This is a genomic window from Flavobacterium sp. R1_16, assembly GCF_057652095.1.
This window is the reverse complement of record NZ_JBYFCG010000002.1, coordinates 105,826-132,768: the sequence shown is the minus strand read 5'-3', so window position 1 is coordinate 132,768 and position 26,943 is coordinate 105,826. Positions and strand designations below refer to the sequence as shown.

At 33.8% G+C, this 26,943-nt stretch carries 27 protein-coding genes; 6 read left to right on the top strand and 21 right to left on the bottom strand.

Going from position 1 to position 26,943, the window contains the following annotated elements:
* Positions 1–55 precede the first annotated feature (55 nt).
* The gene (locus AC23L6_RS05010; protein WP_487561121.1) at positions 56–430 is read right to left on the bottom strand and encodes a DoxX family protein; all 375 of its coding nucleotides are present in this window, start codon (positions 428–430) and stop codon (positions 56–58) included.
* 117 nt (positions 431–547) lie between these two features.
* Here AC23L6_RS05010 and AC23L6_RS05005 point away from each other — a divergent pair, with 117 nt between their 5' ends.
* The 3 genes from AC23L6_RS05005 to AC23L6_RS04995 are packed head-to-tail and all read left to right on the top strand — an operon-like array spanning position 548 to position 5,205.
* The gene (locus AC23L6_RS05005; protein ID WP_487561122.1) at positions 548–1,858 is read left to right on the top strand and encodes an anthranilate synthase component I family protein; all 1,311 of its coding nucleotides are present in this window, start codon (positions 548–550) and stop codon (positions 1,856–1,858) included.
* 12 nt (positions 1,859–1,870) lie between these two features.
* On the top strand, positions 1,871–3,181 hold the full coding sequence (gene tilS / locus AC23L6_RS05000; RefSeq protein ID WP_487561123.1) for a tRNA lysidine(34) synthetase TilS: 1,311 nt from the start codon (positions 1,871–1,873) through the stop codon (positions 3,179–3,181).
* Positions 3,181–5,205 (top strand): protein-disulfide reductase DsbD family protein, encoded by a 2,025-nt coding sequence (locus AC23L6_RS04995; protein ID WP_487561124.1) that lies wholly within the window; start codon positions 3,181–3,183, stop codon positions 5,203–5,205. Before tilS ends, AC23L6_RS04995 begins: the two co-directional genes overlap by 1 nt.
* A gap of 62 nt (positions 5,206–5,267) precedes the next feature.
* Here the strand turns inward: AC23L6_RS04995 and AC23L6_RS04990 are convergent, their stop codons facing one another.
* Both AC23L6_RS04990 and AC23L6_RS04985 read right to left on the bottom strand, forming a co-directional pair.
* Entirely contained in the window at positions 5,268–6,593 is a 1,326-nt protein-coding gene (locus AC23L6_RS04990) for an ammonium transporter (RefSeq protein WP_487561125.1), read from the bottom strand.
* Between the two features lie 307 nt (positions 6,594–6,900).
* Positions 6,901–7,275: a PH domain-containing protein gene (locus AC23L6_RS04985; RefSeq protein ID WP_487561126.1), complete on the bottom strand. Its 375-nt coding sequence runs from the start codon at positions 7,273–7,275 to the stop codon at positions 6,901–6,903.
* 95 nt (positions 7,276–7,370) lie between these two features.
* On the opposite strand from AC23L6_RS04985, the gene AC23L6_RS04980 reads away from it, so the two are divergent.
* Both AC23L6_RS04980 and yaaA read left to right on the top strand, forming a co-directional pair.
* A complete protein-coding gene (locus AC23L6_RS04980) occupies positions 7,371–8,906 on the top strand; it encodes a YifB family Mg chelatase-like AAA ATPase (RefSeq protein ID WP_487561127.1) in 1,536 nt (511 codons plus the stop codon).
* Between the two features lie 35 nt (positions 8,907–8,941).
* On the top strand, positions 8,942–9,700 hold the full coding sequence (yaaA, locus tag AC23L6_RS04975) for a peroxide stress protein YaaA (RefSeq protein ID WP_487561128.1): 759 nt from the start codon (positions 8,942–8,944) through the stop codon (positions 9,698–9,700).
* A gap of 14 nt (positions 9,701–9,714) precedes the next feature.
* Here the strand turns inward: yaaA and AC23L6_RS04970 are convergent, their stop codons facing one another.
* The 16 genes from AC23L6_RS04970 to AC23L6_RS04895 form a co-directional block, all read right to left on the bottom strand.
* The gene (locus AC23L6_RS04970) at positions 9,715–10,056 is read right to left on the bottom strand and encodes a hypothetical protein (RefSeq protein WP_487561129.1); all 342 of its coding nucleotides are present in this window, start codon (positions 10,054–10,056) and stop codon (positions 9,715–9,717) included.
* A gap of 108 nt (positions 10,057–10,164) precedes the next feature.
* Positions 10,165–11,751 (bottom strand): MDR family MFS transporter, encoded by a 1,587-nt coding sequence (locus AC23L6_RS04965; RefSeq protein WP_487561130.1) that lies wholly within the window; start codon positions 11,749–11,751, stop codon positions 10,165–10,167.
* A 10-nt stretch (positions 11,752–11,761) separates the two neighbouring features.
* Complete coding sequence (locus tag AC23L6_RS04960; protein ID WP_487561131.1) at positions 11,762–12,841, bottom strand: HlyD family secretion protein; 1,080 nt, start codon at positions 12,839–12,841, stop codon at positions 11,762–11,764.
* 12 nt (positions 12,842–12,853) lie between these two features.
* On the bottom strand, positions 12,854–14,212 hold the full coding sequence (locus tag AC23L6_RS04955) for a TolC family protein (RefSeq protein WP_487561132.1): 1,359 nt from the start codon (positions 14,210–14,212) through the stop codon (positions 12,854–12,856).
* Positions 14,202–14,861, bottom strand: a complete 660-nt coding sequence (locus AC23L6_RS04950; RefSeq protein ID WP_487561133.1) for a TetR/AcrR family transcriptional regulator — start codon at positions 14,859–14,861, stop codon at positions 14,202–14,204. The genes AC23L6_RS04955 and AC23L6_RS04950 overlap by 11 nt, the downstream gene beginning before the upstream one ends.
* Before the next feature lie 169 nt (positions 14,862–15,030).
* A complete protein-coding gene (locus tag AC23L6_RS04945; RefSeq protein WP_487561134.1) occupies positions 15,031–15,654 on the bottom strand; it encodes a DUF3226 domain-containing protein in 624 nt (207 codons plus the stop codon).
* A complete protein-coding gene (locus tag AC23L6_RS04940; RefSeq protein WP_487561135.1) occupies positions 15,654–16,793 on the bottom strand; it encodes an AAA family ATPase in 1,140 nt (379 codons plus the stop codon). The genes AC23L6_RS04945 and AC23L6_RS04940 overlap by 1 nt, the downstream gene beginning before the upstream one ends.
* Positions 16,794–16,997: 204 nt before the next feature.
* A complete protein-coding gene (locus AC23L6_RS04935; RefSeq protein ID WP_487561136.1) occupies positions 16,998–17,480 on the bottom strand; it encodes a hypothetical protein in 483 nt (160 codons plus the stop codon).
* 113 nt (positions 17,481–17,593) lie between these two features.
* Positions 17,594–18,355, bottom strand: a complete 762-nt coding sequence (trpA, locus tag AC23L6_RS04930; RefSeq protein WP_487561137.1) for a tryptophan synthase subunit alpha — start codon at positions 18,353–18,355, stop codon at positions 17,594–17,596.
* A gap of 36 nt (positions 18,356–18,391) precedes the next feature.
* Complete coding sequence (locus AC23L6_RS04925; protein ID WP_487561138.1) at positions 18,392–18,712, bottom strand: gamma-glutamylcyclotransferase family protein; 321 nt, start codon at positions 18,710–18,712, stop codon at positions 18,392–18,394.
* Positions 18,713–18,719: 7 nt separating this feature from the next.
* A complete protein-coding gene (trpB, locus tag AC23L6_RS04920; protein ID WP_487561139.1) occupies positions 18,720–19,901 on the bottom strand; it encodes a tryptophan synthase subunit beta in 1,182 nt (393 codons plus the stop codon).
* Positions 19,902–19,910: 9 nt separating this feature from the next.
* Positions 19,911–20,519, bottom strand: coding sequence for a phosphoribosylanthranilate isomerase (locus AC23L6_RS04915; protein ID WP_487561140.1), 609 nt, complete (start codon positions 20,517–20,519; stop codon positions 19,911–19,913).
* A 3-nt stretch (positions 20,520–20,522) separates the two neighbouring features.
* Positions 20,523–21,302 carry an indole-3-glycerol phosphate synthase TrpC gene (gene trpC, locus AC23L6_RS04910; RefSeq protein ID WP_487561141.1) on the bottom strand — a complete coding sequence of 260 codons (780 nt, stop codon included), beginning with the start codon at positions 21,300–21,302 and terminating at the stop codon, positions 20,523–20,525.
* Between the two features lie 2 nt (positions 21,303–21,304).
* The gene (gene trpD / locus AC23L6_RS04905) at positions 21,305–22,297 is read right to left on the bottom strand and encodes an anthranilate phosphoribosyltransferase (protein WP_487561142.1); all 993 of its coding nucleotides are present in this window, start codon (positions 22,295–22,297) and stop codon (positions 21,305–21,307) included.
* A 54-nt stretch (positions 22,298–22,351) separates the two neighbouring features.
* Entirely contained in the window at positions 22,352–22,921 is a 570-nt protein-coding gene (locus tag AC23L6_RS04900; RefSeq protein ID WP_487561144.1) for an anthranilate synthase component II, read from the bottom strand.
* A gap of 55 nt (positions 22,922–22,976) precedes the next feature.
* Complete coding sequence (locus AC23L6_RS04895; RefSeq protein ID WP_487561145.1) at positions 22,977–24,377, bottom strand: anthranilate synthase component I family protein; 1,401 nt, start codon at positions 24,375–24,377, stop codon at positions 22,977–22,979.
* Positions 24,378–24,731: 354 nt separating this feature from the next.
* Between AC23L6_RS04895 and cysK the strand changes: the two genes are divergently transcribed.
* Positions 24,732–25,643 (top strand): cysteine synthase A, encoded by a 912-nt coding sequence (gene cysK, locus AC23L6_RS04890; protein ID WP_487561146.1) that lies wholly within the window; start codon positions 24,732–24,734, stop codon positions 25,641–25,643.
* A gap of 65 nt (positions 25,644–25,708) precedes the next feature.
* On the opposite strand, the gene AC23L6_RS04885 is transcribed toward cysK, so the two are convergent.
* Together AC23L6_RS04885 and AC23L6_RS04880 are read right to left on the bottom strand one after the other, a co-directional pair.
* Positions 25,709–26,278 carry a YceI family protein gene (locus AC23L6_RS04885; protein ID WP_487561147.1) on the bottom strand — a complete coding sequence of 190 codons (570 nt, stop codon included), beginning with the start codon at positions 26,276–26,278 and terminating at the stop codon, positions 25,709–25,711.
* Positions 26,279–26,303: 25 nt separating this feature from the next.
* Positions 26,304–26,936 carry an NAD(P)H-dependent oxidoreductase gene (locus AC23L6_RS04880; protein WP_487561148.1) on the bottom strand — a complete coding sequence of 211 codons (633 nt, stop codon included), beginning with the start codon at positions 26,934–26,936 and terminating at the stop codon, positions 26,304–26,306.
* Positions 26,937–26,943: the final 7 nt, after the last annotated feature.

The following is a 26,943-nucleotide window of genomic DNA, read 5'->3' as shown; positions in this document are numbered from 1 at the left end:
GTTCCATTTTTACGATGAAACAGGTCAATTCGGTTTTATTTAAAAATAATAATGACTACATAGTAAACACACTTTTATAATTGTCCCAATATCTGTAAATTAAGAATAAGTTTCCAAGGAATACAAATAATGCTATGGGCAAATTTTCGGGCGTCAAAAAGTAGTTAATAAGTAAAATGTTTAGTGAAACGGGTAAAATTACAATATTGGCTAAGCTTACAAATTTTCCAGACACATACGCTAATCCGCAGAGTAGTTCCACTGTTTTTGCCAAAGGCATTAGATAGACAGAGGCGACTAAACCTACTTGAAAAGCTTTGAAATCTCCAGTTGTAACAGGCTCAGGAACTAATTTCAAAAAGAAACTAACAGAAGCAAATAGCAGTAAAAGTCCAATAAGAATTCGGATAATGATGGTTGCAATTTTCATAATTCATTTGGTTTGTTTGTTAATATACAATCAAATGTATGAAAAAAGCAGCTAAATTATTGTAATTTTGGAAGCCTAAATTATGCTATTTCTTTGAGAACATCAAAATTTTATACTATGAGAACATCAAAATTTTATACTATTGAAAACCCAAATCAGCTGAAACAACAATTGCTTTTTTGGTCTCAACAACACCGCGAAATTATTTTTCTAGATAGCAATTCAGCTTACAATTACAATCAAAAATATTCTAGTTACGATTGTATTCTAGCTGTTGACGCCTTTACATCTATAAAAACCGATTATTACAACGCTTTTGAAGATTTAAAACAATACCAACAAACGACCAGAGACTGGCTTTTTGGGTATATGGCTTATGATTTAAAAAATGATGTCGAAGCCTTGCAATCCAATAATTTTGATGGTTTGAATTTTCCAGATTTGTATTTCTTTCAGCCTAAAAAGATATTTCTATTAAAACAAAATCAGCTTGAGGTTCACTATCTTAACATGTGTGAGGACGAGATAGAACAGGATTTTTCTGAAATAATTACTAGCCAAAATTGGGAAGTTGAAAATGAAAGTTCAGTGAGAATTCAACAAAGAGTTTCTAAGGAAAAGTATCTCGAAAAAGTATCCAAAATGTTGGAATACATTCATCGTGGCGATATGTACGAAGCTAATTTTTGTATGGAATTTTTTGCTGAAAATGCCGAAATAAATCCATTTGAAAAGTTTGAAAAGTTGAGTAGTATTTCAAAAGCTCCGTTTGCCGTTTTTCTAAAGAATAACAAACAGTTTCTCTTGTCTGCCTCACCAGAACGGTATTTAAAAAAAGAAGGTGAACGGCTGATTTCACAACCTATAAAAGGAACGGCACAGCGATTTTTGGATCCAATTGAAGATGAAAAATCTAAGACTCATTTGGCTTCAGACCCTAAAGAAAGGACAGAAAATATTATGATTACCGATTTGGTTCGCAATGATTTGTCGAGAACGGCTCAGCAAAATTCTGTTCAAGTAGAAGAATTGTGTGGCATTTATTCGTTTTTGCAAGTCCATCAAATGATATCAACTATTACTTCAAAATTAGATTCTCAATATTCTGTTATTGAAGCAATTAAAAATTCTTTTCCAATGGGAAGTATGACTGGAGCTCCAAAAGTTTCTGCCATGAAAATAATTGAAGAATTAGAAGAAACTAAACGTGGGCTGTACAGCGGTGCGGTGGGTTATTTTACTCCCAATGGTGATTTCGATTTCAATGTTATTATTCGAAGTATATTGTACAATCAAGAAAATAAATACGTGTCTTTTTCTGTCGGAAGTGCTATAACCGCTCAGTCTGTTCCTGAAAAAGAATACCAAGAATGTATTCTTAAAGCGAAAGCAATGAGCGAAGTTTTGAGCTACTATCAAAAGAAATAATTACTTTTGAATATGTTAGAAAAACTAAAAAATCACATTGCTCATAATTTTCCATTTTTGGAAGGAAAGAAATTGATTCTTGCCGTCAGCGGCGGTGTTGATAGTATGGTTTTACTTCACGTATTTCAACGACTGGAATATGAAATCGCCATAGCACATTGTAATTTTCAATTGCGGGGTATAGAAAGTTTTGACGATCAAAATTTCATTCAGAACTATGCCGATATAAATTCAATCCCAATTTTCATATCTCAATTTGATACGAAGTCTTTTGCAAAGGATTATAAACTTTCTATTCAAGTAGCTGCTAGAGAACTTCGATACAATTGGTTTTACGAACTTTTAGAGATACATACTTTCGATTATATTCTAACTGCGCATCATGCAGATGATAATTTAGAAACTTTCTTTATCAATTTAACCAGAGGAACTGGATTAGATGGATTATCGGGTATTCCTAAAAAAAATGACAAAGTAATTCGTCCATTCTTGGCATTTTCTCGTCAGGAGATTGAGGGTTATGCTAAAGAAAATGAAATCCAGTGGAGAGAGGATAGCAGCAATGCTTTGGATAAATATTTGCGAAATAAAATTCGACATGATTTAGTACCAGTTTTAAAAGAGTTAACTCCTGATTTTATTGCTTCATTTCAAAAAACACAAGATTATTTGCAACAAGCTCAGGTAATGGTAGAGGATGCTTCTATTATGGTTTACCACCAGGTGGCAAAAGAGATAGGAGAAGAAATTCATTTTGATTTAAAGAAATTGAAGAAACTCCCCAATTATACTTCATATTTGTATCAATGGCTTAGAGAGTTTGGCTTTTCAGCTTGGGACGATATTTATGATTTGGTCAACAGTCAATCGGGTAAACAAATTTTTTCTTCCCATTTTAGATTGCTAAAGAATAGAACCTATTTGATTTTGAGTCCTTTGGAAGTAATCAACGATGAGAAAGAATTTTTTATTACTAAAAATCAGAAAGAAGTTAAAGTTCCCTTAAATCTTTCCATTTGTAAAGTACCTGACATAAGTGAGACTTCAATAAAAAGTATATTTGTTGATGAAATGAAATTGCAATTTCCGTTGGTTTTGCGTCGTTGGCAAGAAGGAGATTCTTTTCAGCCTTTTGGTATGAAAGGAAAGTCAAAAAAAGTGAGTAAATTTTTTAAAGATGAGAAATTATCATTGATTGAAAAAGAAAAGGCTTGGCTTTTATGTTCTAATAATCAAATTGTTTGGATTATTGGGATGCGTCAAGATGAACGTTTTGCAATCGATAGTACTACCAAAGAAATTCTAAAAATAACAGTTGTATAATGAAAAAGTTACTTTTTATAATAGTTGCTGTGATGGCTTTTGTTAACTCAAAAGCACAAATTGTAGATCCTGTAAAATGGACTACCAAAATTGAAAAAAAATCTCAAAACAACTATGTTCTAATTTTTAACGGAATCATAGAGAAAGAGTGGCACATGTATTCGCAATATACAGCAGATGGCGGTGCTCTGCCGTTAGAGATTAGTTTTAAAAATAAAGAAGGCAATTATGAGTTGGTTGGCAAAGCCAAAGAAAGTAAAACCCAGACTGTTTTTAACGATGTCTTTGGTGTGAACGAAACCTATTTTGAAAAGAACGCTAAAATTACTCAGGAAATACAAGTAGTAAATTCTAAATTGTCGAAGGTTGAGGTCGTCTTGAATTATCAGGTGTGTAAACAAGTATGTGTTAATTTAGAGAAGAACTTTCAATTCACAATTCCTAAAGTCCTAGTTGAGGAGAAAAGCTTAAATGCAATAGACAGCAGTAAATCATTCGAAAAAACTATAGTTGCTGAACCTCAAAAAGAAGAAAAAGTTGAGGTAAAATCGCAAGATGTAGCTAAAATCACCAATGTTACTCAAGAAGCATCTTCAAACAGAAGTTTTTGGTCTATTTTTTTAATTGCTTTTTTATCGGGTTTTGCAGCTTTACTGACGCCATGTGTTTTTCCTATGATTCCTATGACGGTTAGCTTTTTCACCAAGCAAAGTAAGACTAAAGCAGGTGGAAAAAAGAACGCTATTATTTATGGTATTTCGATAATAGTAATTTATGTTTTTTTAGGTCTTTTGGTTACTTGGATTTTCGGTGCAGATGCATTAAATGCCTTGTCTACCAATGTTTGGTTTAATCTTATTTTCTTTGTTTTATTGGTTGTTTTTGCAGCGTCATTCCTTGGCGCTTTTGAAATTATGTTACCTAATTCATGGGCTAATAAGGTCGATAAACAAGCTGATAGAGGTGGAGTTATTGGTATTTTATTCATGGCTTTAGCATTAGCAATTGTTTCTTTTTCATGTACAGGACCTATTGTAGGAACACTTTTAGTAGATGCTGCTTCCAAAGGAGGAATAGCGCCCATAATAGGCATGTTTGGTTTTTCATTAGCATTGGCTTTGCCTTTTATGCTATTTGCCATGTTTCCGGGTTGGTTGAATTCCCTGCCAAAATCGGGTGGTTGGCTTAATACGGTAAAAGTGTTTTTAGGATTTATAGAATTGGCTTTGGCATTCAAGTTTTTATCAAATGCGGACTTGGTTTTACAATTGCATTTACTAGAAAGAGAAGTTTTTTTAGTGATTTGGATTGCCATTTTTGGAACATTAGCGTTGTATCTCTTTGGAAAAATCTCTTTGCCACACGACAGCCCAGTTGTTCATATCTCAGTGGGCAGATTAACATTGGGACTGCTAGTGCTGTCTTTTACTGTTTATTTAATCCCCGGACTCTGGGGTGCTCCATTGAAATTAATTAATGCATTTCCTCCACCAATTGAATACAGCGAAAGTCCTTTTGGTATAGGTTCAACAAAACATTCTTCATCAAATGATATCATTTTACCTGAAGGTGCTAAATATGGGCCTCATCAACTTATAGTTTTTGATGATTACGACAAAGGTTTAGCCTATGCTAAAAAAGTGAATAAGCCTATTATGTTGGATTTTACAGGTTTTGCCTGTGTCAATTGTAGAAAAATGGAAAATACAGTATGGTCTGATGCTCAAGTTCTTTCTATTTTAAAAAATAATCTTGTAGTTATTTCTTTGTATGTAGATGATAAAAGAGAGTTGCCAAAAAATCAACAGTTTACTTCAAAAACTACTGGTGCTATAATTGAAACTATAGGCGATAAATGGACAGATTTTATGATTTCAAAATACAAAACTAATACACAGCCGTTATATGTTTTAACAGATTTAAATGGCAATAGTTTGAATCAAAGTCATCCAACTATAAGCTATGTAGGTGTTGAAGAATATAAAAATTGGTTGCAATCTGGAATTTTCAATTTTAAGCAATAGTTACAAAAAAAAACACTCTAAAGACGAATCTTTAGAGTGTTTTAAATTATTATGAAAGAGTATTATAGATATTCTCCGTGTTGTGTAATGTCTAATCCTAATTCTTCTTTGTCTTCACTAACTCTCAAAGGAGTAATTTTGTTTACAATAAAGAATAAAGCATAAGAAACAGCAAAAGCAAATACAGATACAAGAACTAATGCTTTTAATTGAATTAAGAATAGAGTAGCGTCTCCGTAGATTAAACCTTGGTTATCACCAACAATAGCATTCACTGATTTAGAAGCAAATACACCAGTTAATAACATACCAACCATACCACCAACTCCGTGACAAGCAAATACATCTAAAGCATCGTCAATTTTACCTTTAGGGAATTTGCTTACTACAAGGTTACTCACAATACTAGCGATAAGTCCAATAGCTACTGCTGAAGGAATTGACACGAAACCAGCAGCAGGAGTGATAGCAACTAAACCTACAACAGCTCCTATACAAGCCCCCATTGCAGAAAGTTTGTGACCAAGAATTTTGTCTAGGAATACCCAACCCATTGCAGCAGCAGCGGCAGCAGCAGTAGTAGTTCCTAATGCTTGAGCAGCAAGGCTACCAGCACCAACTGCAGAACCTGCGTTGAAACCAAACCAACCAAACCAAAGTAAACCAGTACCTAATAATACATAAGTAATACGAGCTGGGTTTGATTTTTGTACTTTTCTTTTACCTAAGAACATCGCTCCAGCCAAAGCAGCCCAACCTGCACTCATGTGAACCACAGTCCCACCTGCGAAGTCTAAAACTCCCCATCCGAAAAATAATCCATCAGGATGCCAAGTCATATGACATAATGGTGCGTAAACAAATAATATGAATAAAACCATAAATAACAAATAAGCCCAGAAACGAACACGCTCTGCAAATGCTCCAGTTATTAAAGCTGGTGTGATGATAGCAAATTTAGCCTGGAATAGTGCAAACAAGATAAAAGGTATGGTTGGAGCCAATTCCCAAGCAGTGTTAGCGCTAACACCTTGAAAGAACATATTATAAGAAGGGTCACCAATAAAGCCACCTATTGAAGGTCCAAAACACAATCCAAAAGCAACAACAACCCATAGTACAGTAACTATTACCATAGCCATAAAGCTTTGAAGAACGGTACTAATTACATTTTTCTTCCCTACCATTCCACCGTAGAAAAATCCAAGCCCTGGTGTCATTAATAAGACAAAACCAGTAGCTACTAACATCCAAGCCGTATCTCCAGTATCTAATTTTAATTCAACAACATGGGCACCCAATGTAGCAGAGTCTGAAAAAAGATAAATTGAAAAAACGGATAACACCAAAATCGTGATTAGAATCACACTTAAAATAATTTTTCGCATTGTTTTTAGTTTTAAAGTTTTGCTAAAATTATAAAATCATTTATAACCCCTGTAAAAAATCGTCATTTTGAAATAATTTTTATTAATTTTTCAATATGACCCCTATAATTTTATAGGTATGAGATTATTAAATGCTAAAATTTACAATTTGATAATGCATTTTTTCTATTTATTCATTTCTACTGCTCTTAAAAATGAATTCCAATAGAAGGTTTATCAATGACTTTGAGTTTAAAAAAGGAAACCAAATTAAAATGCCTATTGCAATAACTGCAATAGGCATTCTATGATTCTAATAATTAGCTATTTATAAAATATGCTTACTCAAAATTTGATATACTTCATTGATATTATTGCCTCCTTTTCCAAATTGCTTCACAATTGGAGTCGATTCACTTCTTAACCAAATTTTTAATTCAGCGTCTAAATCTAGGATACCAGCACTTTCTTTAGAAAACTTTTGAATGCTAGAGTAGGGAATAGACATATAATCCACTTTGGTTCCTACCAATTGTTTCTCTACCAATATCATTCTTTTATTGGTGAAAATAAACATGTCTTTAATAAGTTTGAATGCTTTTTCGATAATTTCCCCTTCTACTAGAATAGGTTCGAACTCTCTTGATACATTTTCAATAGTTACTTCTGATGCGTTGCCTAATATAGCATTAAATAGTCCCATAAATTATTTAGTTTAATTTTTGAAGTTCAAAATTAAATTAAATTGTTTGTTGTTCCTGCTAATATTTTATTAATTTACGTTCAAAATAAATATATATGCTCGTAAAAATTTTTGGAAGCGCCGTTTTTGGAGTCGAAGCCACAACAATTACTGTAGAAGTAAACATTGATAAAGGAATAGGATATCATTTGGTTGGTTTACCCGACAATGCTATTAAAGAAAGTAGTTACCGAATTGCTGCCGCACTTAAAAACAATGGATTTGCAATGCCAGGTAAAAAGATTACCATAAATATGGCTCCTGCCGATTTACGCAAGGAAGGTTCAGCCTATGATTTAACCTTAGCCATAGGAATTCTGGTAGCCTCTTCTCAAATTAAAGCCGATGAGGTGGATAAGTACATTATTATGGGGGAATTGTCCTTAGATGGAAGTTTACAACCTATAAAGGGTGCTTTACCCATTGCAATAAAAGCGAGAGAAGAGGGATTTAAAGGATTTTTTCTACCAAAACAAAATGTAAAAGAAGCTGCAATTGTAAGCGATTTAGACGTTTATGGTGTTGAAAATCTACAAGAAGTGATTGATTTTTTTCAGGGAAAAGGAACCTTAGAGCCAACCACTATAGACACACGTGCTGAGTTTTATAAAACACTAGATTTTCCAGAACATGACTTTAGCGATGTCAAAGGTCAGGAAAGTATTAAAAGGTGTATGGAAATAGCTGCTGCTGGTGGTCATAATATTATTTTAATTGGCCCTCCAGGTGCAGGAAAAACCATGTTGGCTAAACGTCTACCTAGTATTTTACCTCCAATGACTTTAAGAGAAGCGTTAGAAACTACTAAAATTCATAGCGTTGCTGGAAAATTAAAAGAGGTTGGACTAATGAATCAAAGACCTTTCAGAAGTCCGCATCATACGATTTCAAATGTAGCTTTGGTAGGAGGAGGAAGCTATCCGCAACCTGGTGAAATTTCTATGGCGCATAATGGCGTTTTATTTTTAGATGAATTGCCCGAATTTAAAAGAGATGTTCTCGAAGTAATGCGACAACCTTTAGAAGATAGAGAAGTAACTATTTCTAGAGCCAAGTTTACAGTTACCTATCCTTCTTCTTTTATGTTGGTGGCGAGTATGAATCCAAGTCCAAGTGGTTTTTTTAACGACCCCGATTCGCCTCAAACTTCCTCTCCACATGAAATGCAACGGTATTTGAGTAAAATTTCGGGACCACTTTTAGACCGAATTGATATACATATTGAAGTTACTCCAGTTCCATTCGAAAAATTATCTGATGATAGGAAAGCCGAAAGTAGTATGGCTATTCGAGAGCGAGTTACCAAAGCCAGAGAGATTCAATCCCTCCGATTTGAAACACATGAAGCAGTAAATTACAATGCTCAAATGAGTACTAAACTTATTAGAGAATTTTGTAAACTGGATGAAACCTCACTTCAATTATTGAAAACGGCAATGGATCGGTTGAATTTATCTGCTCGTGCGTACGACGGAATTCTGAAAGTATCTAGAACTATCGCTGACCTTGAAGGAGCTGAAAATATTGGTCCTTCGCATATTGCAGAAGCCATTCAATATCGCAGTTTGGACCGTGATGGTTGGTTGGGTTAAAGAAAATGAGTATTTATGGTATTAAATTTTAGAATATGAAAATCGTTATATCTCCAGCAAAGTCATTAGATTTTGAAACAGAATTACCAACTAAAGAATATACATCCTCTCGCTTTTTAAAAGAGAGCAAAATTATTAATAAGGTAATCAAACAAAAATCTCCAAAAGAATTATCAGAGTTGATGTCGATTTCTGATGCATTAGCTGAATTGAATTGGCAACGCAATAAAAAATGGAAAACTCCTTTTTCACCAGAAAATGCACGACCAGCAGTTTATGCTTTTGCAGGGGATGTTTATATAGGATTAGATGCAAATACAATTCCTCTAGAAAAAATAGCTCATCTGCAAGAACGTCTTCGTATTCTGTCGGGTTTGTACGGCATTTTAAAACCCTTGGATTTAATACAACCTTACCGATTAGAAATGGGAACGAAAATGGCTATCGGCGAAAGTAAAAATTTATATGATTTTTGGAAAAAGAAAGTGACGGATTCCTTGAATAAAGAACTCAAAAAAGGGGAGTTGTTTATTAATTTGGCTAGTAATGAATATTTTTCAGTAATAGATACTAAAGCGCTAAAAGTTCCTGTAATTACTCCTGAATTTATGGATTATAAAGATGGAAAACTTAAGATGATAAGTTTTTTCACCAAGAAGGCTAGGGGTTTAATGGTGCGTTATATTATTGATACTGATGCAGAAACTATTGACGATTTGAAAGGATTTAATTATGAAGGCTATAGGTTTGACGCTACTTTATCCAAAGGGAACAAATTAGTCTTTACGAGATAATATACTGCTAATTTTCACTCAAATTCTTCATAAAGACGCAACGTTTCTTTGGAGATTTTCTTTTGATTGAGGGATAAATATCGTAGAGCTTCTACACCATTTTTTGCACAACGATTAATGTGGCGTAGTTCTTCTTTAAAATGCTCTAGTTTTGCAGCTTCAGTAGAAGACAACTTGGTTTTTAATTCGGAAACAAATTCTAAAAACTTAGGAAAAACAGGACTGTGTTCATCGTATTCTGATTTCAAATCTTCATAAGATTCTATAATTTCTTTATTTAAATCATTAGAAAAATATTCACTTTTGTTTTTAAATTCCTGAATTATCCTCTTGGTATTATTTCTAAAAAATCCCATAACGATTATAATTTAAAATTATATAACTAATTTACATTCAGTCAAATATAAATAAATATTTTAAAAATAAATCGCAATTGTTAATAAGTAGAATAAGTTTTTTAGCCGTTAGTGCATAGCATCAGAGACATTTATTTTAGACTTTCCTTTGCGTATAAAAAATATGATAGGAATACAGCACAAGAATAAAATTCCGAGGTAGAGAAATATGTCCATATACGATAGAATAGTACTTTGTTTTGTCACGGAATAATCTAAAATTTGATAAGCTTTTCCTAAAGCTTCATTCGAGCTGTATCCTTTAGACATAAATCCACGTTGTAATTGCTCCACTCGTTGTTGTACTTCTATTTTTGAAGGGTCTAAGTGTGCAATTAAATTGATTCGATGGTCTTGAGTAAATCGGGTGATGAATGTTGTGATGATGGCGATTCCAAAAGAACCACCCAACTGTCTCATCATTCCTGTAAATGCTGCTCCTTCACCAATATGTTTTCCTTTTAAAGTCGATAAGGATAAAGTGGTAATAGGTACAAAAAGTAATCCTAAGCCAATTCCTCTCAAAATCAATGCCCAGTACATATTGTCTACACTTGTATCAGGGGTAATCACGTTATACATCCAGAAGGTAAAAAAGAAAAAAATCAAGAATCCAACACCAACCATATACCCTTGTGGTACTCCTTTTTGAATTAAATTTCCAACTATTGGCATCATAAACGCCGTGGTAATAGAACCCGGAATTAGTAGCAAACCTGCATCTGTGGCAGTCCATCCCAAGATAGATTGAGTGTATATAGGAATAATAAGTGTTGAACCATAGAGTCCAAATCCTAGGATAAAACACATAACGATTCCAATTCGTAAGTTGCCATCTTTCAGAACACTAAGGTTAACAATTGGATGTTTGTAGGTAAGCTCTCGCCAAACAAATAGTAATAATCCAATTATCGAAACAATACTCAAAAACAGTATCAAATCGTCATTGAACCAATCTTCCTGTTGACCGTGTTCTAAAACAAATTGTAGCGAACCAACAAAAGAAGCCAAAAATACAATACCCCACCAATCGACCTGATTGGCTTTTAGTTTTTCACCATATTTTGGACTTTTTACAAAGGTCAATGTGAGTAAAGTAGCGATAATTCCTATGGGAATATTAATATAAAAAATATAAGGCCAAGAAAAGTGATCTACTAAATAACCTCCCAATGGCGGACCTAATGTAGGACCAACAATAACTCCCATGCCATAAATTGCTTGTGCCATGCCTCGTTTTGCAACTGGATAGCTTTCGGTAATAATGGTTTGTGCGGTAACCAATAATGCTCCTCCACCCAAGCCTTGAATAAATCGGAATACTACTAATTCCCAAATATTGGTGGCATTTCCGCAGAGAAAAGAAGCCGTGGTAAAAATGATAATGGATACGGCAAAATAATTTCGGCGACCAAATTGTTGCGAAAGCCAACTCGTCATTGGAATCACAATTACGTTGGCAATAGCATAAGCGGTAATTACCCAAGCTACATCGTTGAGTGTTGCGCCAAGACTTCCTCGCATATTAGTCAATGCAACGTTTACTATCGTGGTATCAACAATTTCTAGCAAAGCACAAAGTACCGCAGTTATTGTTATTATAATACGTCTAAAACCGTATTCTACCAAGTCATCTTCTCCTACTACTTTAGTCATTTTAGGGTAATTATTTTAAATGTACATCTACATCTGCATTCATTCCAGGTCGTAACAATTTTATTTTTTCAGTATCATTGGTAGTATCTAATGTGATTTTTACGGGTAAACGTTGGATTGTTTTTACAAAATTTCCTGTAGCATTATCAGGTGGAAGTAATGAGAAACGAGCTCCTGTTGCTGGTGAAAAAGAGGCAATAGTTCCCTTAAATTCAGTATCAGGATAGGCATCTACTTTTATAGAAACCTTTTGTCCAGCTACCATTTTATCAAGTTGTGTTTCTTTAAAATTGGCGATTACCCATGCTTCAGCATTGTTGATGACATAAAATAAAGATTGTCCGGGTTGTACTAACTGTCCAGGCTGAATGCTTATTTTAGAAACCTGACCGTCAATAGCTGCTGTTACTACGGTGTATTCTAAGTTCAATTTTGCAGAGTCTAATAAGGCTTGTGCACGCTTGATATTGGCAGCAGCCACCTCAGTTTGCTTGCCAGAAACATTTGATTTTGCAATGATGACCGATTTTTGAAATCTACTCGCTTTTTGCTGGTCTTGTAAAATTCGCAACTGACTTTCCGCTTCTTGTTTAGCGGCTAAGGCTTGTTCAAATTGTTGTTTGGTTATAGAATGATTTTTGTACAAATTGTTGTAGCGTTCAAAATCATTGGTAGCACGTCCCAATCTTATTTTTGCAGTTTCGATATTTCCACCAGCCGATTGAACATTGGCATCAGAAACAGAGATACTCGCCGCTGCACTTTCAATATCTGCTTTTGAGGCTGCAAAACTACTTTCTGCTGCCAATAATGCTGCCTTTGCATCTTCCACTTTTACCAAATAATCTTTATTGTCAATGGTGAAAAGTGTATCTCCTTTTTTTACAAAATCATTGTCTTTTACATATACTTTGGTAATATAACCTGTGACCCTAGGAATTATGGGATTCATGTTTTTCTCAATTTGTGCATCATCAGTAGTCTCATGCGAAAGAGAATGTAGGTATTTATAAATTCCGTAAGTACCTCCTACGAGAATTAAAACTACGAATATGAGAATGAATTTTTTGTTTGTCTTTTTATTGTCCATGGTAGATGAATATTAGTTTTTTGAAAGATTGAATGAGGAAGTTAATTCGCCTGAAGCCGAAAGCATTTCATAATATTTAAGCATAATGTTCGCTCTGGAATAGGCATAATTTATTTTTGAATTGAGTTGTTCTACATCAGCCTCTAATAAATCGGTGGTGTTAGAAAGTCCATTGTCGTATTTGTCCTTTACAATTCTGAAATTTTCTGTGGCTTGATCTATGGCTTCTTCATAGACCAAATTTTGTTTCAACGCCAAATTGTAATTTTCTATCGATTGTTGCACTTGAATTTTGATGTTTTCAGCTAAAACGGCTTCGGATTGTTGTGTTTCTAATGCTTTATTCTTGGCTATTTTAACTTCTTTTCCGTTTTTAAAAATAGAACTTAAATTATAGGAAAGTCCCAAACCAACATTGATGGCATTTTGTACGGTAACTACATTTTGAAGGTTCAGTGTAGTATATCCGCCTACTAGCGCTATGCTTGGAAAGTAAGCACTTTTAGCAATTTTTATGGAGCTCTCATTGGCTTTTTGAAAAAAACGAATGGCCTCTAAATCTTTTCTGTTTTTTAATCCTTCTTCTTCACTTCTAATCACATTTACAGGCTGATTGTTGTCAAATTGATGTTCGTCAATATAAATTTTATAGTCTTCTGGAAGTTGCAACAGGGTAACTAAATAATAATTGAAAACAGCAACATTCTTATAAGCTTCGTCCAATGACAATTGCACTTTTGACTGTTGCAATTGTGCTTTCAACAAATCGTTTCGAGCAATGATTCCGTTTTGTTCTAAAGCTTCAAAATCTTTTACACGTTGCTCTGCACTTTTCAAATTTTCTTTGATTAAGTTGACCGATTTTTGAGCGCGATACAAATTGGCATAATATTCTACCACTTTTAGTGCTACTTCCTCTTTAGTTTGAGCTGATTTTGCTTTTTCAGCTTGATAGAGATAATCAGAAGCTTTGATACTGTTTTGCAATTTGAAACCCGAAAATAGCGGCAAACTAACATTGGCTTGACCAAGTAGTAATTGATTTACTTTGGGAGCCGAACCCGAACTTTCACTGTTAGAGTTTGAGCTGCTTTTTAAATCTACCGAAGCATTGGTCAATCGCATGTATTGCCCAGAAATTTTAACATCAGGATACTGATTGTTTTTCATCGCTTGTAGTTCTAAATTTTTGGTGTCCGCTTTGGTATTGGCTAAAACTACTTCGTTACTTTTATTGATAGCCAAATTGATAGCCTCTTTTAAATCGAGTCTTTTTGTGTCGTTTACATTTTTTTTGCCTGTTTCCTGAGAATAGACTGAAGAAACGGCGATAAATAAAAATAATAAAAACAACGGTTTATTAATTTTCATGTAGTAGCAATGATTTAATAGTTTGTTGAATGTGTTTTGTTAACTCGTTTTTGATATAATGGTTGTACTTTTCTTCCGTATCAAGATTCAGAATTTCCTCAAAAAAAGGTTTGTTCATGTGAAAATGAAAGTACGTTCCCAAGATAGTAGGGGTGAGGAGTGGAATATTGATTTCTTTTTTGAAACTATTTTTTGCCTGACCTTCTTCAATGATTTTTGTCAACGATTGAAGATTGCCTTTCTTGATATCTGTAAAAACCTTCAAATCCATCGCCCTTTTGTTAGAAGAAATCTCAAAATGTAGAATTTGATACATATCCTTATTCTGGACTAATTTTTCGATGTAGAGCTCGATAAACTTTTCAATTTTTTGAACAGGTTCTAATTCTTCTTTAAACAGATTCTCCAATTTCATTTTTAAATCTTGAGTTCTGAAGAAAATCAGTCGCTCGAGAAGCTTTTCTTTCGACCCAAAATAATAAGAAACCATGGCAATGTTAATCTTGGCATGTTTAGAAATCTCTCTAATGGAAGTACCATCAAATCCTTTCTCGGCAAATAGCTTTTCTGCTACCTGAAGAATTTGAATTTGCTTGTCATTAAAATCATGCATAAACGAATAGTATAAATCGAGCACAAAATTAAACATTTGTTTAAGTTAAACGTTTGTTTAATTTTGTTTTAACATGAAATTAACTAATGGAAATAGAATGTTGGAAAATAATAAAGATAAACTCTTTTAAAATTAATGGTTCAGATGTGTAGTGAAGTTGTTTGTGGGTATGGATTCTAAATCCGCGCCAGCGGGGTGGTAGTGCTTATTCAAACAATTTAACTAACCATTTTATTAAGATAGAGCAATTTTCTTCTTCTGTTGTTAGGTATTTCTTTGTTATTGCTAATCCCATCGGAGTTCCAGGGTCTGCTTGCCAAGAAAGCCAAGAGTGTATAGATGCTTTTGATTTATGTATCAAAGAGTATTTGTTTAGTTCTCTATCTTCTATGCTTTGTAGTGTTTCACTAACAATCGGCATTAGTACATCGTCTTTAGGAACTAAAAAGGAAATAAAATCTTCAAGCATTCCATTTAAATTATTGTTTGGCATTACCCAAACACCAACTTTAATATTGTTGTGTGTAACAACTAATCCCTCTGCTGATAATTCTTCAGGAATTGTAAATCCTTCTTTGATTAAAATAGAACGCACTTTTTCCCATCTTTTTGCGATTTCAGCATCGGCGTCTATAATTATTCCAATTGTTTCAATATCTGATTGTTTGAATCTTATTGGAAGTTGCTCATATAAAGACTCAATGCCATTTGAATCAATAACGTCAAAGTTTTCTTTTACTTGAAATTTTTCACATAACGCCCAAATAACATGCTGATCATCGTTTCCCTCAACAAGGAGTTTTTTATTAAATTGTTCTTTAACTTTCATTATCTTGTTTCGATATTTTGGTCAGTTGCAATTTTTAATTCGGTTGCATTAAACTCAACTTGTTTGATTACTCCATTGATGTTGTCAAGTCGAATCAATTTCCCTTCAACTCTATTTTTAGGACTATTTAATATATTTTCAAAGCCAGCAATACAATCTTCGCTATGTGTAGTTGCAAAAACTTGAATATTTAACTTTTCAGATAGAGTAAAAATAACTTCCCATAATTTTTCTTGAACAGAATGATGTAAACCATTCTCAAATTCATCAATTAATAAATATCCGTTATCACAATTAACTAAAGCCAAAATAATTGTCAAAATTCTATTAATTCCATCGCCCATACTTCTCAAAGGTAATACAGTTGGAATATTTGAAACTTTTATTACAGCGGTTCTCTCTCTTGTATTCTCTTCGATAAAAGCAATTCTTTCTGTTGTTGTTTCAATTATCTTTAAGGCATCAATGACAAACTGTTCTTTCTCTGTTAGAGCAATATTATCAAATAATTTTCCATTAATTTCTCTATCTATATTTCTAGTTCTAATAAACTGATAAATTTCATTTGCGCCAATGTTCAAACTTCTAAATCCATATCGATAAGGCCTTTCTTCTTCAAGAGAAAGTATATATGATGCTTCTCCCAATCTTACTTCAAATCCAAATTTGAAAATCGGAATTTCTTTATTATTAGTTTTATCAAGAATTGTTCTTTTTCTTGTTGTTATTCCTCCTTGATTATCTCTCTGTATTTCATCGTAGTATCTAACAAATCTTAACGCCAAAGTATTGTCGGAAGAGCTTTGTTCGCCAAATAATGTTTCTTCTGGCAATCCAATCGTAATTGTATTTTCATTTTCGAATCCAACTACTCTATTTGTAAAAAGCGAAGAAAGTGATCTAACATTGTATTCAACTGGATTTTTGTTTGAATCTGATTGTCTAAAATTTTCACCTCGCTCGCCTAAAAGCTGGTAAACTAAATTCAAATCACCTTTACTTGCGTAGAGCGCAATTGCCTCTAAAACAGTCGATTTTCCTGTATTGTTTTTTCCGGTAATTAGATTAACTTTAGCTAGAGAACTTATCTTAAGTTCTTTTAAGCTTCGGTAGTTTTTTATGTCTAATGAATTAATCATGTATTTTATATTTTCAACAAATGTAATGATTTCTTTAGTTAATTGTACTATAATAGTTGCACGGGTCGAAGCATTACCACCAACGTCCTCTTGCTACAAGAGGTTTGGTATTAAATTAAGCCTTATTTTCGGATTTGCCAAAACTTCCCAAGTTCAAGACCATTTTTAAATTATGCCAAATCCCGCCATATTGTCAAACGACGGTTAGTGGCTGGCTTTTTTTCTGTTTCTATTTTTAATTTCTGTTATAATTACGGGCAAAATTCCAAATATTAAACTTGAAAAAAATATCAAATCGTATCTTATGTCATTAAATCCTAAAACTCTTTTTCCATCGCCACAAGCTGTACATTCAATTAATTTTCCATTACTGTCTATGTAGCAAAAAAGAATAGTAGTAATAATCAAAAGTAACGTTCCAAGTATTATATTTCTTATGCGTTTTCTGTTTTCTTGCCTTTTTAAAAATATAAATATTGAAATTATAAAGATTACAAAAGCTGAAACAAATTCACCACTTGCGAAGTGAAAATACTTTCCATAATTCTTGAATGTAATTTTATTTTCGGTTAATTGTTGATAAAGATTTCTGATTAACTCTCTGTAATTTTCTTCATATGTGAATGCAAATAAAGCCAAAAAATAGACAACAAAAATTCCAATTAATATTTTAAAAATAAATTTCATTATTTGTTTTATATTCTTGTTTTTCAGCACTTTTTGTAAGATTGCCACTAACTCATTTATATACGAAATAAACCTTGAATTAAATAAGTATTAAGTAGTTTTAGGAAATCCTATTAGATTATTTCCCCAACAAATTCCCCAATACTACTCACTCCGTTTTTAGTGAGGTTTTTAATAAAAGCACTGCCTATGATGGCGCCTTTGGCATACTGAGTCGCTTGTGCAAAGGTTTCTCTATTGTTAATTCCAAAACCAACAATCTGTGGGTTTTTCAAATTCATGTCCGCTATGCGTTTGAAATAGGCTTCCTGAGTATTTCCAAAACCCGATTGCGAACCAGTAACACTAGCACTAGAAACCATATAAATAAAACCGTTAGAAACACTATCTATAAATCGGATTCGCTCTTCAGAGGTTTGTGGGGTAATTAAAAACACATTGATTAAGCCGTATTTTTCAAAAATAGCCTTGTAATTTTCTGCATAAATGTCAACAGGCAAATCAGGAATTATCAGACCGTCAATGCCTATTTCAGCACATTTCTGACAAAATTCTTCCACGCCGTATTGTAGCATTGGATTAAAATACCCCATGATGATTAGTGGGATTTTTACGGTTTGGCGAATGGTTGCAAGTTGTTCAAAAAGTAATTTGGTGGTCATTCCATTGTGCAATGCCTGAGTAGAACTTTCTTGAATAGTAGGGCCATCTGCCAAAGGATCGCTAAAAGGCAATCCAATTTCTATCATGTCTACGCCACTTTTTTCTAAATCCTGAATGATGGTTACGGTGTCATTCAAATTAGGGTAACCTGCAGAGAAATAAATAGAAAGTAACTTTTTATCTTCTTGTAATTTTTGATGTATTCTGTTCATAGTACTGTTATTATCAGATTGGGTTTCCTTACGGGCTTATACTTTGGCGCTATACACCCACACAATTTCGTTAGAATGCAATTCAACCTCAATGCGTTTGTAATGCAATCCTTCATAGGTATCAGCCAGTTGCAGTTCTTTTTCGCTAAGTTCATACAATATTCCGTTGATGCGGTCTTCAGGATTGTGTGTGGCTGTGATAATAGGATAGTTTGCCATTCCAAATTCCTCTTCAATTGTAATTTCTTGAATGGTATATCCTGTTAAAGTATCGGGAGTTCCAGTTAAAATACGTCCAAAAATAGTTTCTTGGATGTCTTTGTCTTTTAGCGTTCCGTAGGCAAATAATTTTTCCATTTCTGAATTATAATTTAAAATAATCAATGTAGGTATTCAAATCTTTGTCGCCTCTTCCAGAAAGGTTAATCACCACGATGTCCGATGGTTTGAATTTTTTCACATCAAGAACGGCAAAGGCATGTGCGGTTTCTATTGCAGGAATAATTCCTTCCATTTTAGACAATTTGATTCCCCAATTCATCGCTTCCTCATCGGTAATGGCAATAAATTCGGCACGTTTGCTTTCAAATAAATGCGCATGCATAGGACCTACTCCAGGATAATCAAGTCCAGCAGAAATAGAGTAGGGCTCCGTAATTTGTCCGTCAGGACTTTGCATCAACAGGGTTTTACTTCCGTGAATGATTCCAATTTTACCCAAGGCAGAAGTAGCGGCACTCTCACCAGAATCTACACCCAAGCCTGCTGCTTCAACTGCAATAATATTTACGTTTTTTTCATCCAGAAAATGATAAAAAGCTCCAGCGGCATTGCTTCCGCCACCTACACAAGCCACGACATAATCGGGATTTTCACGACCTTCTTTTTCTTCTAGTTGTTGTTTGATTTCTTCTGAAATTATAGCTTGAAAACGAGCTACCATGTCTGGATAAGGATGCGGCCCTACGACAGAACCAATAATATAATAGGTATTTTCAGGATTGTTAATCCAATCACGAATAGCTTCGTTGGTAGCATCTTTAAGTGTTTTGGAACCCGATGTCGCTGGACGAACTTCGGCACCAAGCATTTTCATTCGTGCCACGTTAGGCGCTTGACGTTTAATGTCTATTTCACCCATATACACTACACATTCTAATCCCATCAGTGCACAAACAGTGGCGGTTGCTACACCGTGCTGTCCAGCACCAGTTTCAGCAATAATTCTAGTTTTGCCTAGTCTTTTAGCAACAAGAATTTGACCAATGGTATTGTTTACTTTGTGTGATCCTGTATGGCACAAATCTTCGCGTTTCAGGTATATTTTGGTGTTGTATTCTTTGGATAATCGCTCCGCAAAATAGAGTGGAGTAGGACGACCAACATAATCGATAAGCAAACTCATGAACTCTTTTTTGAAAGAGGGTTCGGCAGTAATTTTTAGATAATTTTGACGTAATTCTTCAATATTAGGATACAACATTTCAGGAATAAAGGCACCACCAAAGTTGCCATAAAATCCTTTTTCATTAACGTGATAGCTCATATTTTTGGTTTAAATAGTGTTTTTAAATTCTTTTAATAATTCTATGTTTTTCAGGCCAGGTTCAATTTCAAATTTACTATTTATATCTATGGCGTGAATGGGTAAATTGGTTTTTAACAGTTGTTTTACAGATGCAATTTCTTCTATTCCGATTCCTCCACTCAGGAAAAAAGGTTTTTTTGAAGGATATGTTTCTAACACTTTCCAGTCGAAAACAATGCCGTTGCCACCAGGCAATTTTCCTTTGGTGTCAAAGAGAAAGTAATCGCAAACCGCCTCGTAAGGCTCAAGAACGTTGAAATCAAAATCGTCATTTACAGAAAAAACCTTTATAATTTGGATGTTTTCTTTTTTTAAATCGGTGCACAATTCCACAGATTCATTTCCGTGTAGCTGAATTAAATCGAGATGGTATTTTTTTATTTTTGAAACTATTTCATCAATCGGAGCATTAACAAAAACACCCACTTTTTGAATGGATTTCGGCAGATTTGGAATTTCACCATCAAAAAAACGACTGGATTTTTCCCAGAAAATAAAGCCCATATAATCAGGAAGTAATTGACTTACTTCGAGTATATTGTCGGGATATTTCATGCCGCATATTTTGAGTTTCATAGCTTATAATTTTGAAATAAATTGTTTTGCAGCCTCACCAGGATTGTCTGTTTTCATAAAGTTTTCTCCAATTAAAAACCCTTTATAGCCATAGTTCTTTAAATCGTTTATCGCTTCAATAGACGAGATACCACTTTCGGAAACTTTTACAAACTCATTCGGAATTTCAGAGGCCAATTCTTTACTGAAATCCAAACTCACTTCGAAGGTCTTTAGATTGCGATTGTTTACACCAATCATATTCAAACTTGGCATAATCGATTTTTGTAATTCTTCTAAATTATGAACTTCCAATAAAACTTCTAATCCCAAAGATTCTGCAAATTCAGATAGCTGTTTGATTTCTTCACGAGTTAAAACGGCTGCAATTAGAAGGATTAAATCGGCTCCATGTGCCTTAGCCTCTAAAATTTGATATTCATCAATAATGAATTCTTTTCGTAAAAGAGGTACATTAACTGAGGCTCTTGCCAATAGTAAATCGTCTAACGAACCACCAAAATATTTTCCATCTGTCAAAACCGAAATTCCGCAAACTCCAGCACTTTCATACCCTTTTACCACTTCTTCCACCGTAAAGCTATAATTTATTTCTGCTTTTGACGGTGAACGACGTTTGTGTTCCGCAATAATTCCAGTTTGGCTGCTTCTGAGTATTTTACTCAAAGAAATAGTTCTGCTATCAAAAAGTACAGAGTGCTCTAATTGCGAAACAGGAATGAGCGATTTTTTGAGTTCGACTTCACGTTTTTTGTCTAAAATTATTTTATCTAAAATATTCATAATTAATTGCTTAATTGCTGTAATTTCTTTAATGCATTTAATCCTTTTCCAGAGAATAAACTTTCTTTTGCAAGTTCAAAACCTTCTATAGGAGTGAGTTTTTTTACTGTTGCGATTGCCATTCCTGCATTGGCACAAACTACATTATTTTGAGCTTCAGTTCCCTTTCCTGAAATAATGTCAACAAATAATTGAGCAGATTGTTCAATGGTTGTTCCCCCTTCAATGTCTTTTTGACTTAATTGTTCCACTCCAAAATCCTCTGGTTTTAGCATGGCTTCAATGCTATTAGAAATAGTTTTAGTATTTCCTGTTAATGAGATTTCATCATAGCCATCTAAGCTGTGTAAAATAGTATAATTGATATCGGTATTTTGATACAAGTAACTGTACATTCTGGCCAATTCTAAATTGAAAACTCCCACCAATTGATTTTTAGGAAAAGAAGGATTGACCATTGGTCCCAGCATATTGAAAAAAGTTTTTACAGCCAATTCCTTTCTGATAGGTGCCACATTTTTCATGGCTGGGTGAAATAGAGGAGCGTGTAAAACACAGATACCTGCTTCGTTAATACATTTTTCTAAGAAATCATTATCATTACTGAATTTTACACCTAAGTTTTCTAAAACATTGCTTGAGCCTGATATTGAGGATACACCATAATTACCATGTTTAGCAACATGAACTCCAGCACCAGCGGTAATAAACGAAGCTAGTGTGGAGATGTTGAAAGTATCTTTGCCATCACCTCCTGTACCGCATAAATCGATAGCATTGTATCCAGATAAGTTGATAGGAATACATAATTCTAACAACGCCTCACGAAACCCAGCCAATTCATCTATGCTGATATTTCGCATCATATAAACGGTTAGAAAACTGGCAATTTGGCTTGGATTATAGCTTCCCTTAGAAATGTTAACCAAAATAGTTTTAGCTTCTTCTTTGCTGAGAATTTCGTGATTAATGAGTCTATTGAGTATGGTTTTCATTTAATTATTTACTTTAATAAAAATAATTTATGTATTTGTTTTACAATTTAATAGTTATGAATTTACCCAATTTTCAAGCATCTTTTTCCCCTGAGGTGTCAACACGCTTTCTGGATGAAATTGTACTCCTTTCACATCTAATGTTCGATGGCGTACAGACATGATTTGTCCATTTTCATCCACAGAAGTAATCTCTAGTGATTCTGGAAAATTTTCAGGATTTATTACCCACGAATGGTATCTTCCCACTTCAATCTGTTTTTCCAAACCATTAAAAAGACTTTCGTCATCTACAAGAATGGAGACATTGGTTGCAACACCATGATATACTTTGTCAAGATTCGTAAGGCTTCCACCAAAAACTTCTCCAATGGCTTGTTGTCCCAAACAAACGCCAAGAATACTTTTACTAGGCGAATAGGTTTTGATGACTTCTTTTAATAAGCCTGCTTCATCAGGAATTCCTGGTCCAGGAGAAAGTAGAATTTTATCGAATTTTTTGACTTCCTCAATATCAAATTCGTCATTTCTGTAGACAGTAACCTCACAATTCAAGTCTTCTAAATAGTGAACTAAATTGTAAGTAAAACTGTCGTAATTGTCTATAACTAATATTTTTTTCATTTTTATTATGTCATTGCGAAGCACAAAGCAATCTCGCATTATTATTTATAATTTTTTAAATTGTCTCTGCTAAATCCAAAGCCGTATTCAAAGCTCTTAATTTATTATATACTTCTTGCATTTCACTTTCTTCATCAGAACTGGCCACAATTCCTGCTCCAGCTTGGTAATGCAATTGATGATTCTTGCTTAAAAAAGTTCTAATCATAATGGCATGATTAAAGTTACCTTCAAAATCCATAAAACCAATGGCGCCGCCATAGAAATTACGATTTGTTTTTTCATATTCTTCAATGAGTTGCATCGCTTTGTGTTTTGGAGCACCGCTTAGTGTACCTGCGGGAAAGGTATCGGCAACGACCTGCATAGTGGTTGCTTTTTGATATAAATGTCCAGTTACTTTCGAAACCAAATGAATCACATGGGAGAAAAATTGCACTTCTCTATATTTTTCAACTTGTACATCGTGTCCGTTTCTGCTCAAATCATTTCTGGCTAAATCGACCAACATCACGTGCTCACTATTTTCTTTTTTGTCTTCGGATAGTTGTTTGGCAATTACTGCATCTTTTTCATCATCACCAGTTCTTTTGAAAGTTCCTGCAATGGGGTGTATTTCGGCTTTTCTGTTTTTTACAATAATTTGGGCTTCGGGTGAAGAACCAAAAATTTTAAAATCGCCATAATCAAAAAAGAACAAATAGGGTGAAGGATTGATACTTCGTAAAGCTCTATATACATTAAATTCATCACCTTTAAATCCTTGTGTAAATCGTCTGGACAAAACCAATTGAAATACATCACCTCTGTAGCAGTGTTTTTTAGCTAAGGCTACATTTTGTCTGAAAGCTTCATCCGTTAAATTAGAAAAACCTTCGCCTTCTTTCGAGAATTTGTAGGAAGCGATGTTTCTGGATTGTAATAATTGTTCGATTTCAGAGATATTATTGGTTCCATCTATGCTATGAGAGAAAATATAGGCTTCATTTTTAAAATGATTAATAGCGATTATATTTTGATACACGGCATAATATACATCAGGAATGGTGTTACTGTTTTCTTTTTTGGCAATACTAATTTTTTCAAAGTAGCGAACCGCATCATAAGAAATATAGCCAAACAATCCGTTATTAATGAATTTGAAATTATTTTTATCCGAATGGAATTCGCCTGAAAATTCTTGAATAACTTCTGGAATATTGGTCCTGTTGTCAATTGCTATTTTTTCAGAACTTCCATCAGGATAGGTTTTGAAAATAGTTTCATTTTCGATTTTAATCGAAGCAATCGGATTACAACAAATGTAGGAGAAACTGTTGTCATTGCCGTGATAATCGCTACTTTCTAGTAACAAACTATTTGGGAATTTGTCTCTAATTTTGAGATAGACACTAACAGGCGTTATGGTATCGGCTAGAATTTGTTTGTATATTGTTTTTAATTGAAATGATTTCATTTGGTTTATTTTATTCATTGCTACTACTGGACATAAAAAAAGCTTGTCGTGATTGACAAGCCCTTTTGATGTTATTTATAAAAAAAATACTCAATAAGTAGACTATTTCACGACGTCTGACGTAAATTGCTCCACCACCAAGAAGTATTTGTTACAGTTTTCATATTTAATTTTTATAATCACAAATGTAAAAATGATTTTCAACTTTCCAAACAGAATATTTGTTTTTTTCTAAATTTAAACAAATACTATCGATTTAGTTATATTATATACTTTAACAAAGTTAATTTTTAAATTGAAATTACTTTTTTTGGTACTTTTACGTGACACATACAAAAAATAAAAAGAAGATTCATGAAAGCAACTACCATTTTAGAAACCATTGGGAATACACCCGTTGTTCAGATTAATACACTATTTGGAAATAAAAAGAAAGTTTGGATTAAACTTGAACGATCTAATCCTGGAAATAGCATTAAAGATAGAATTGCTTTAGCTATGATAGAAGATGCTGAACAAAAAGGACTATTGAATCCAAATTCAGTAATTATTGAGCCTACATCTGGGAATACAGGAATTGGATTGGCGCTTGTGGCTGCTGTGAAAGGCTATAAAGTAATTTTGGTTATGCCTGAATCGATGAGTGTTGAGCGAAGAAAATTGATGGAAATTTATGGAGCGGAGTTCGTATTGACCCCCAGAGAAAAAGGAATGAAAGGCGCTATTGAAAGAGCAGCCGAATTAGTTTCAGAAACACCTAATGCTTGGTCGCCAAAGCAGTTTGATAATCCAGCAAATGTTGAAGTGCATGAAAGAACGACAGCTCAGGAAATTCTTTCGGACTTTCCAAATGGGTTAGATTATATTATTACTGGAGTTGGTACTGGAGGACACATTACGGGTGTGGCAAAAGTTTTGAAAGCTACATTTCCTAATTTGAAAGTAATAGCTGTTGAACCAGAATTGTCACCAGTATTGAGTGGAGGAAGCCCGAGTCCACATCCTTTGCAAGGTATTGGAGCCGGATTTGTACCGTCTATTTACAGCAGTGATTTAATTGATGAAGTGGTTCAAGTTAGTAAAGAGGATTCCTTTGAGTATGCTAGAAAAATTGCAAGACAAGAAGGAATTTTAGTTGGAATTTCTACAGGAGCATCACTAGCTGCAGTCGCTAAAAAGTTAGAAGCTATTCCCGATGGAGCAGTAGTTTTGACTTTTAATTACGATACTGGAGAGCGTTATTTATCCATTGAAGGCTTGTATTAGTCTCAAGTATTTTAAAAAGAAAACCCCAGCAATTGCTGGGGTTTTCTTTTTAAAAGTGTACAAAATTAAAATTGTAAGCTAACTGCTAAGTCAAAGTTATCTGAAATTGCTTTGTCTCCTAGGTTGTCAAAGAAACTTCCTGAACCATATTTAATATCATATTTAGTTCTGTCTACTTTCAAGCTTGCTGAAGCAGTGTTTCCTTTTACAGTAATGTCAAAAGTTACAGGATTTGTTTTGTCTTTGATAGTTAAATCAGCAGTAACGGTATATACATTTTTTCCTTTACTAGCTATTGTTTTGAAAACTAATGTTGAAGTTGCATATTTGTCAGTTCCAAAGAAATCAGCTGATTTCAAGTGACCTTCTAATTTTTCTTTTCCTTCTCCAGCTTTCAAATCTGTTGCTACTAAAGAGTTCATATCAACAGTAAAAGTTCCTCCAGCTAGTTTTTTTCCTTTGAAAACTAGAGCACCATCTTTTAGATTTACTGTTCCTTCATGTTGACCTGTTACTTTTTTCCCTACCCAATTAATTTTACTTTTAGCAACATCTACTTTTTTAGTTTGTGCTGAAATTGATAGAGTTGAAACAGATACTACTACTGCTAATACAAGTGTTTTTAGATTTTTCATTTTGATTTTAATTTTAAGTTAATAATTATAGTGTGATAAATAATTCTTCGTTTGATTTTCTTACTTTTTTATAGTGTTGTGTTGCGTCTTCTTCATGACGGTATCCAGCAGTTGCTATTAAAGACGCATTGAGACCTAATTTGTCTAATCCTAAAATTTCATTTACTAATGCTGGTTCAAATCCTTCCATAGGAGTAACGTCAATTTTTAATTCGGCCGCTACATTCAAAAGATTTCCAAGAGCTAGATAAGTTTGTTTAGATGTCCATGTATTTCTAGCTTCAACAGGAAGAGTAGCTATCTTTGATTTGATGAAATCACCATATCCATTTAGTGCATCTGAAGGAAGCTCACGTACTGCAGTGAAATTATTCAAAGCACTGTCGATTTCAGCATCACCAAAGTTGGTAATGTTAGCAAAGATAAATAGGTGTGAGGCATCAACAATCTGGGTTTGTCCCCAAGCTGCCGGTTGCAGTTTGGCTCTCAATTCTGGGTTTTCCACTATAATAACTTTATAGGGTTGAAGACCATAGGATGATGGAGAAATTCTAATGGCTTCTTTAAGAGTTTTTAAATCTTCAGCCGATATTTTTTTACTTGAATCAAATTTTTTTGTGGCATATCGCCAGTTTTGATTGGTAAGGAATGCGCTCATAATTGTT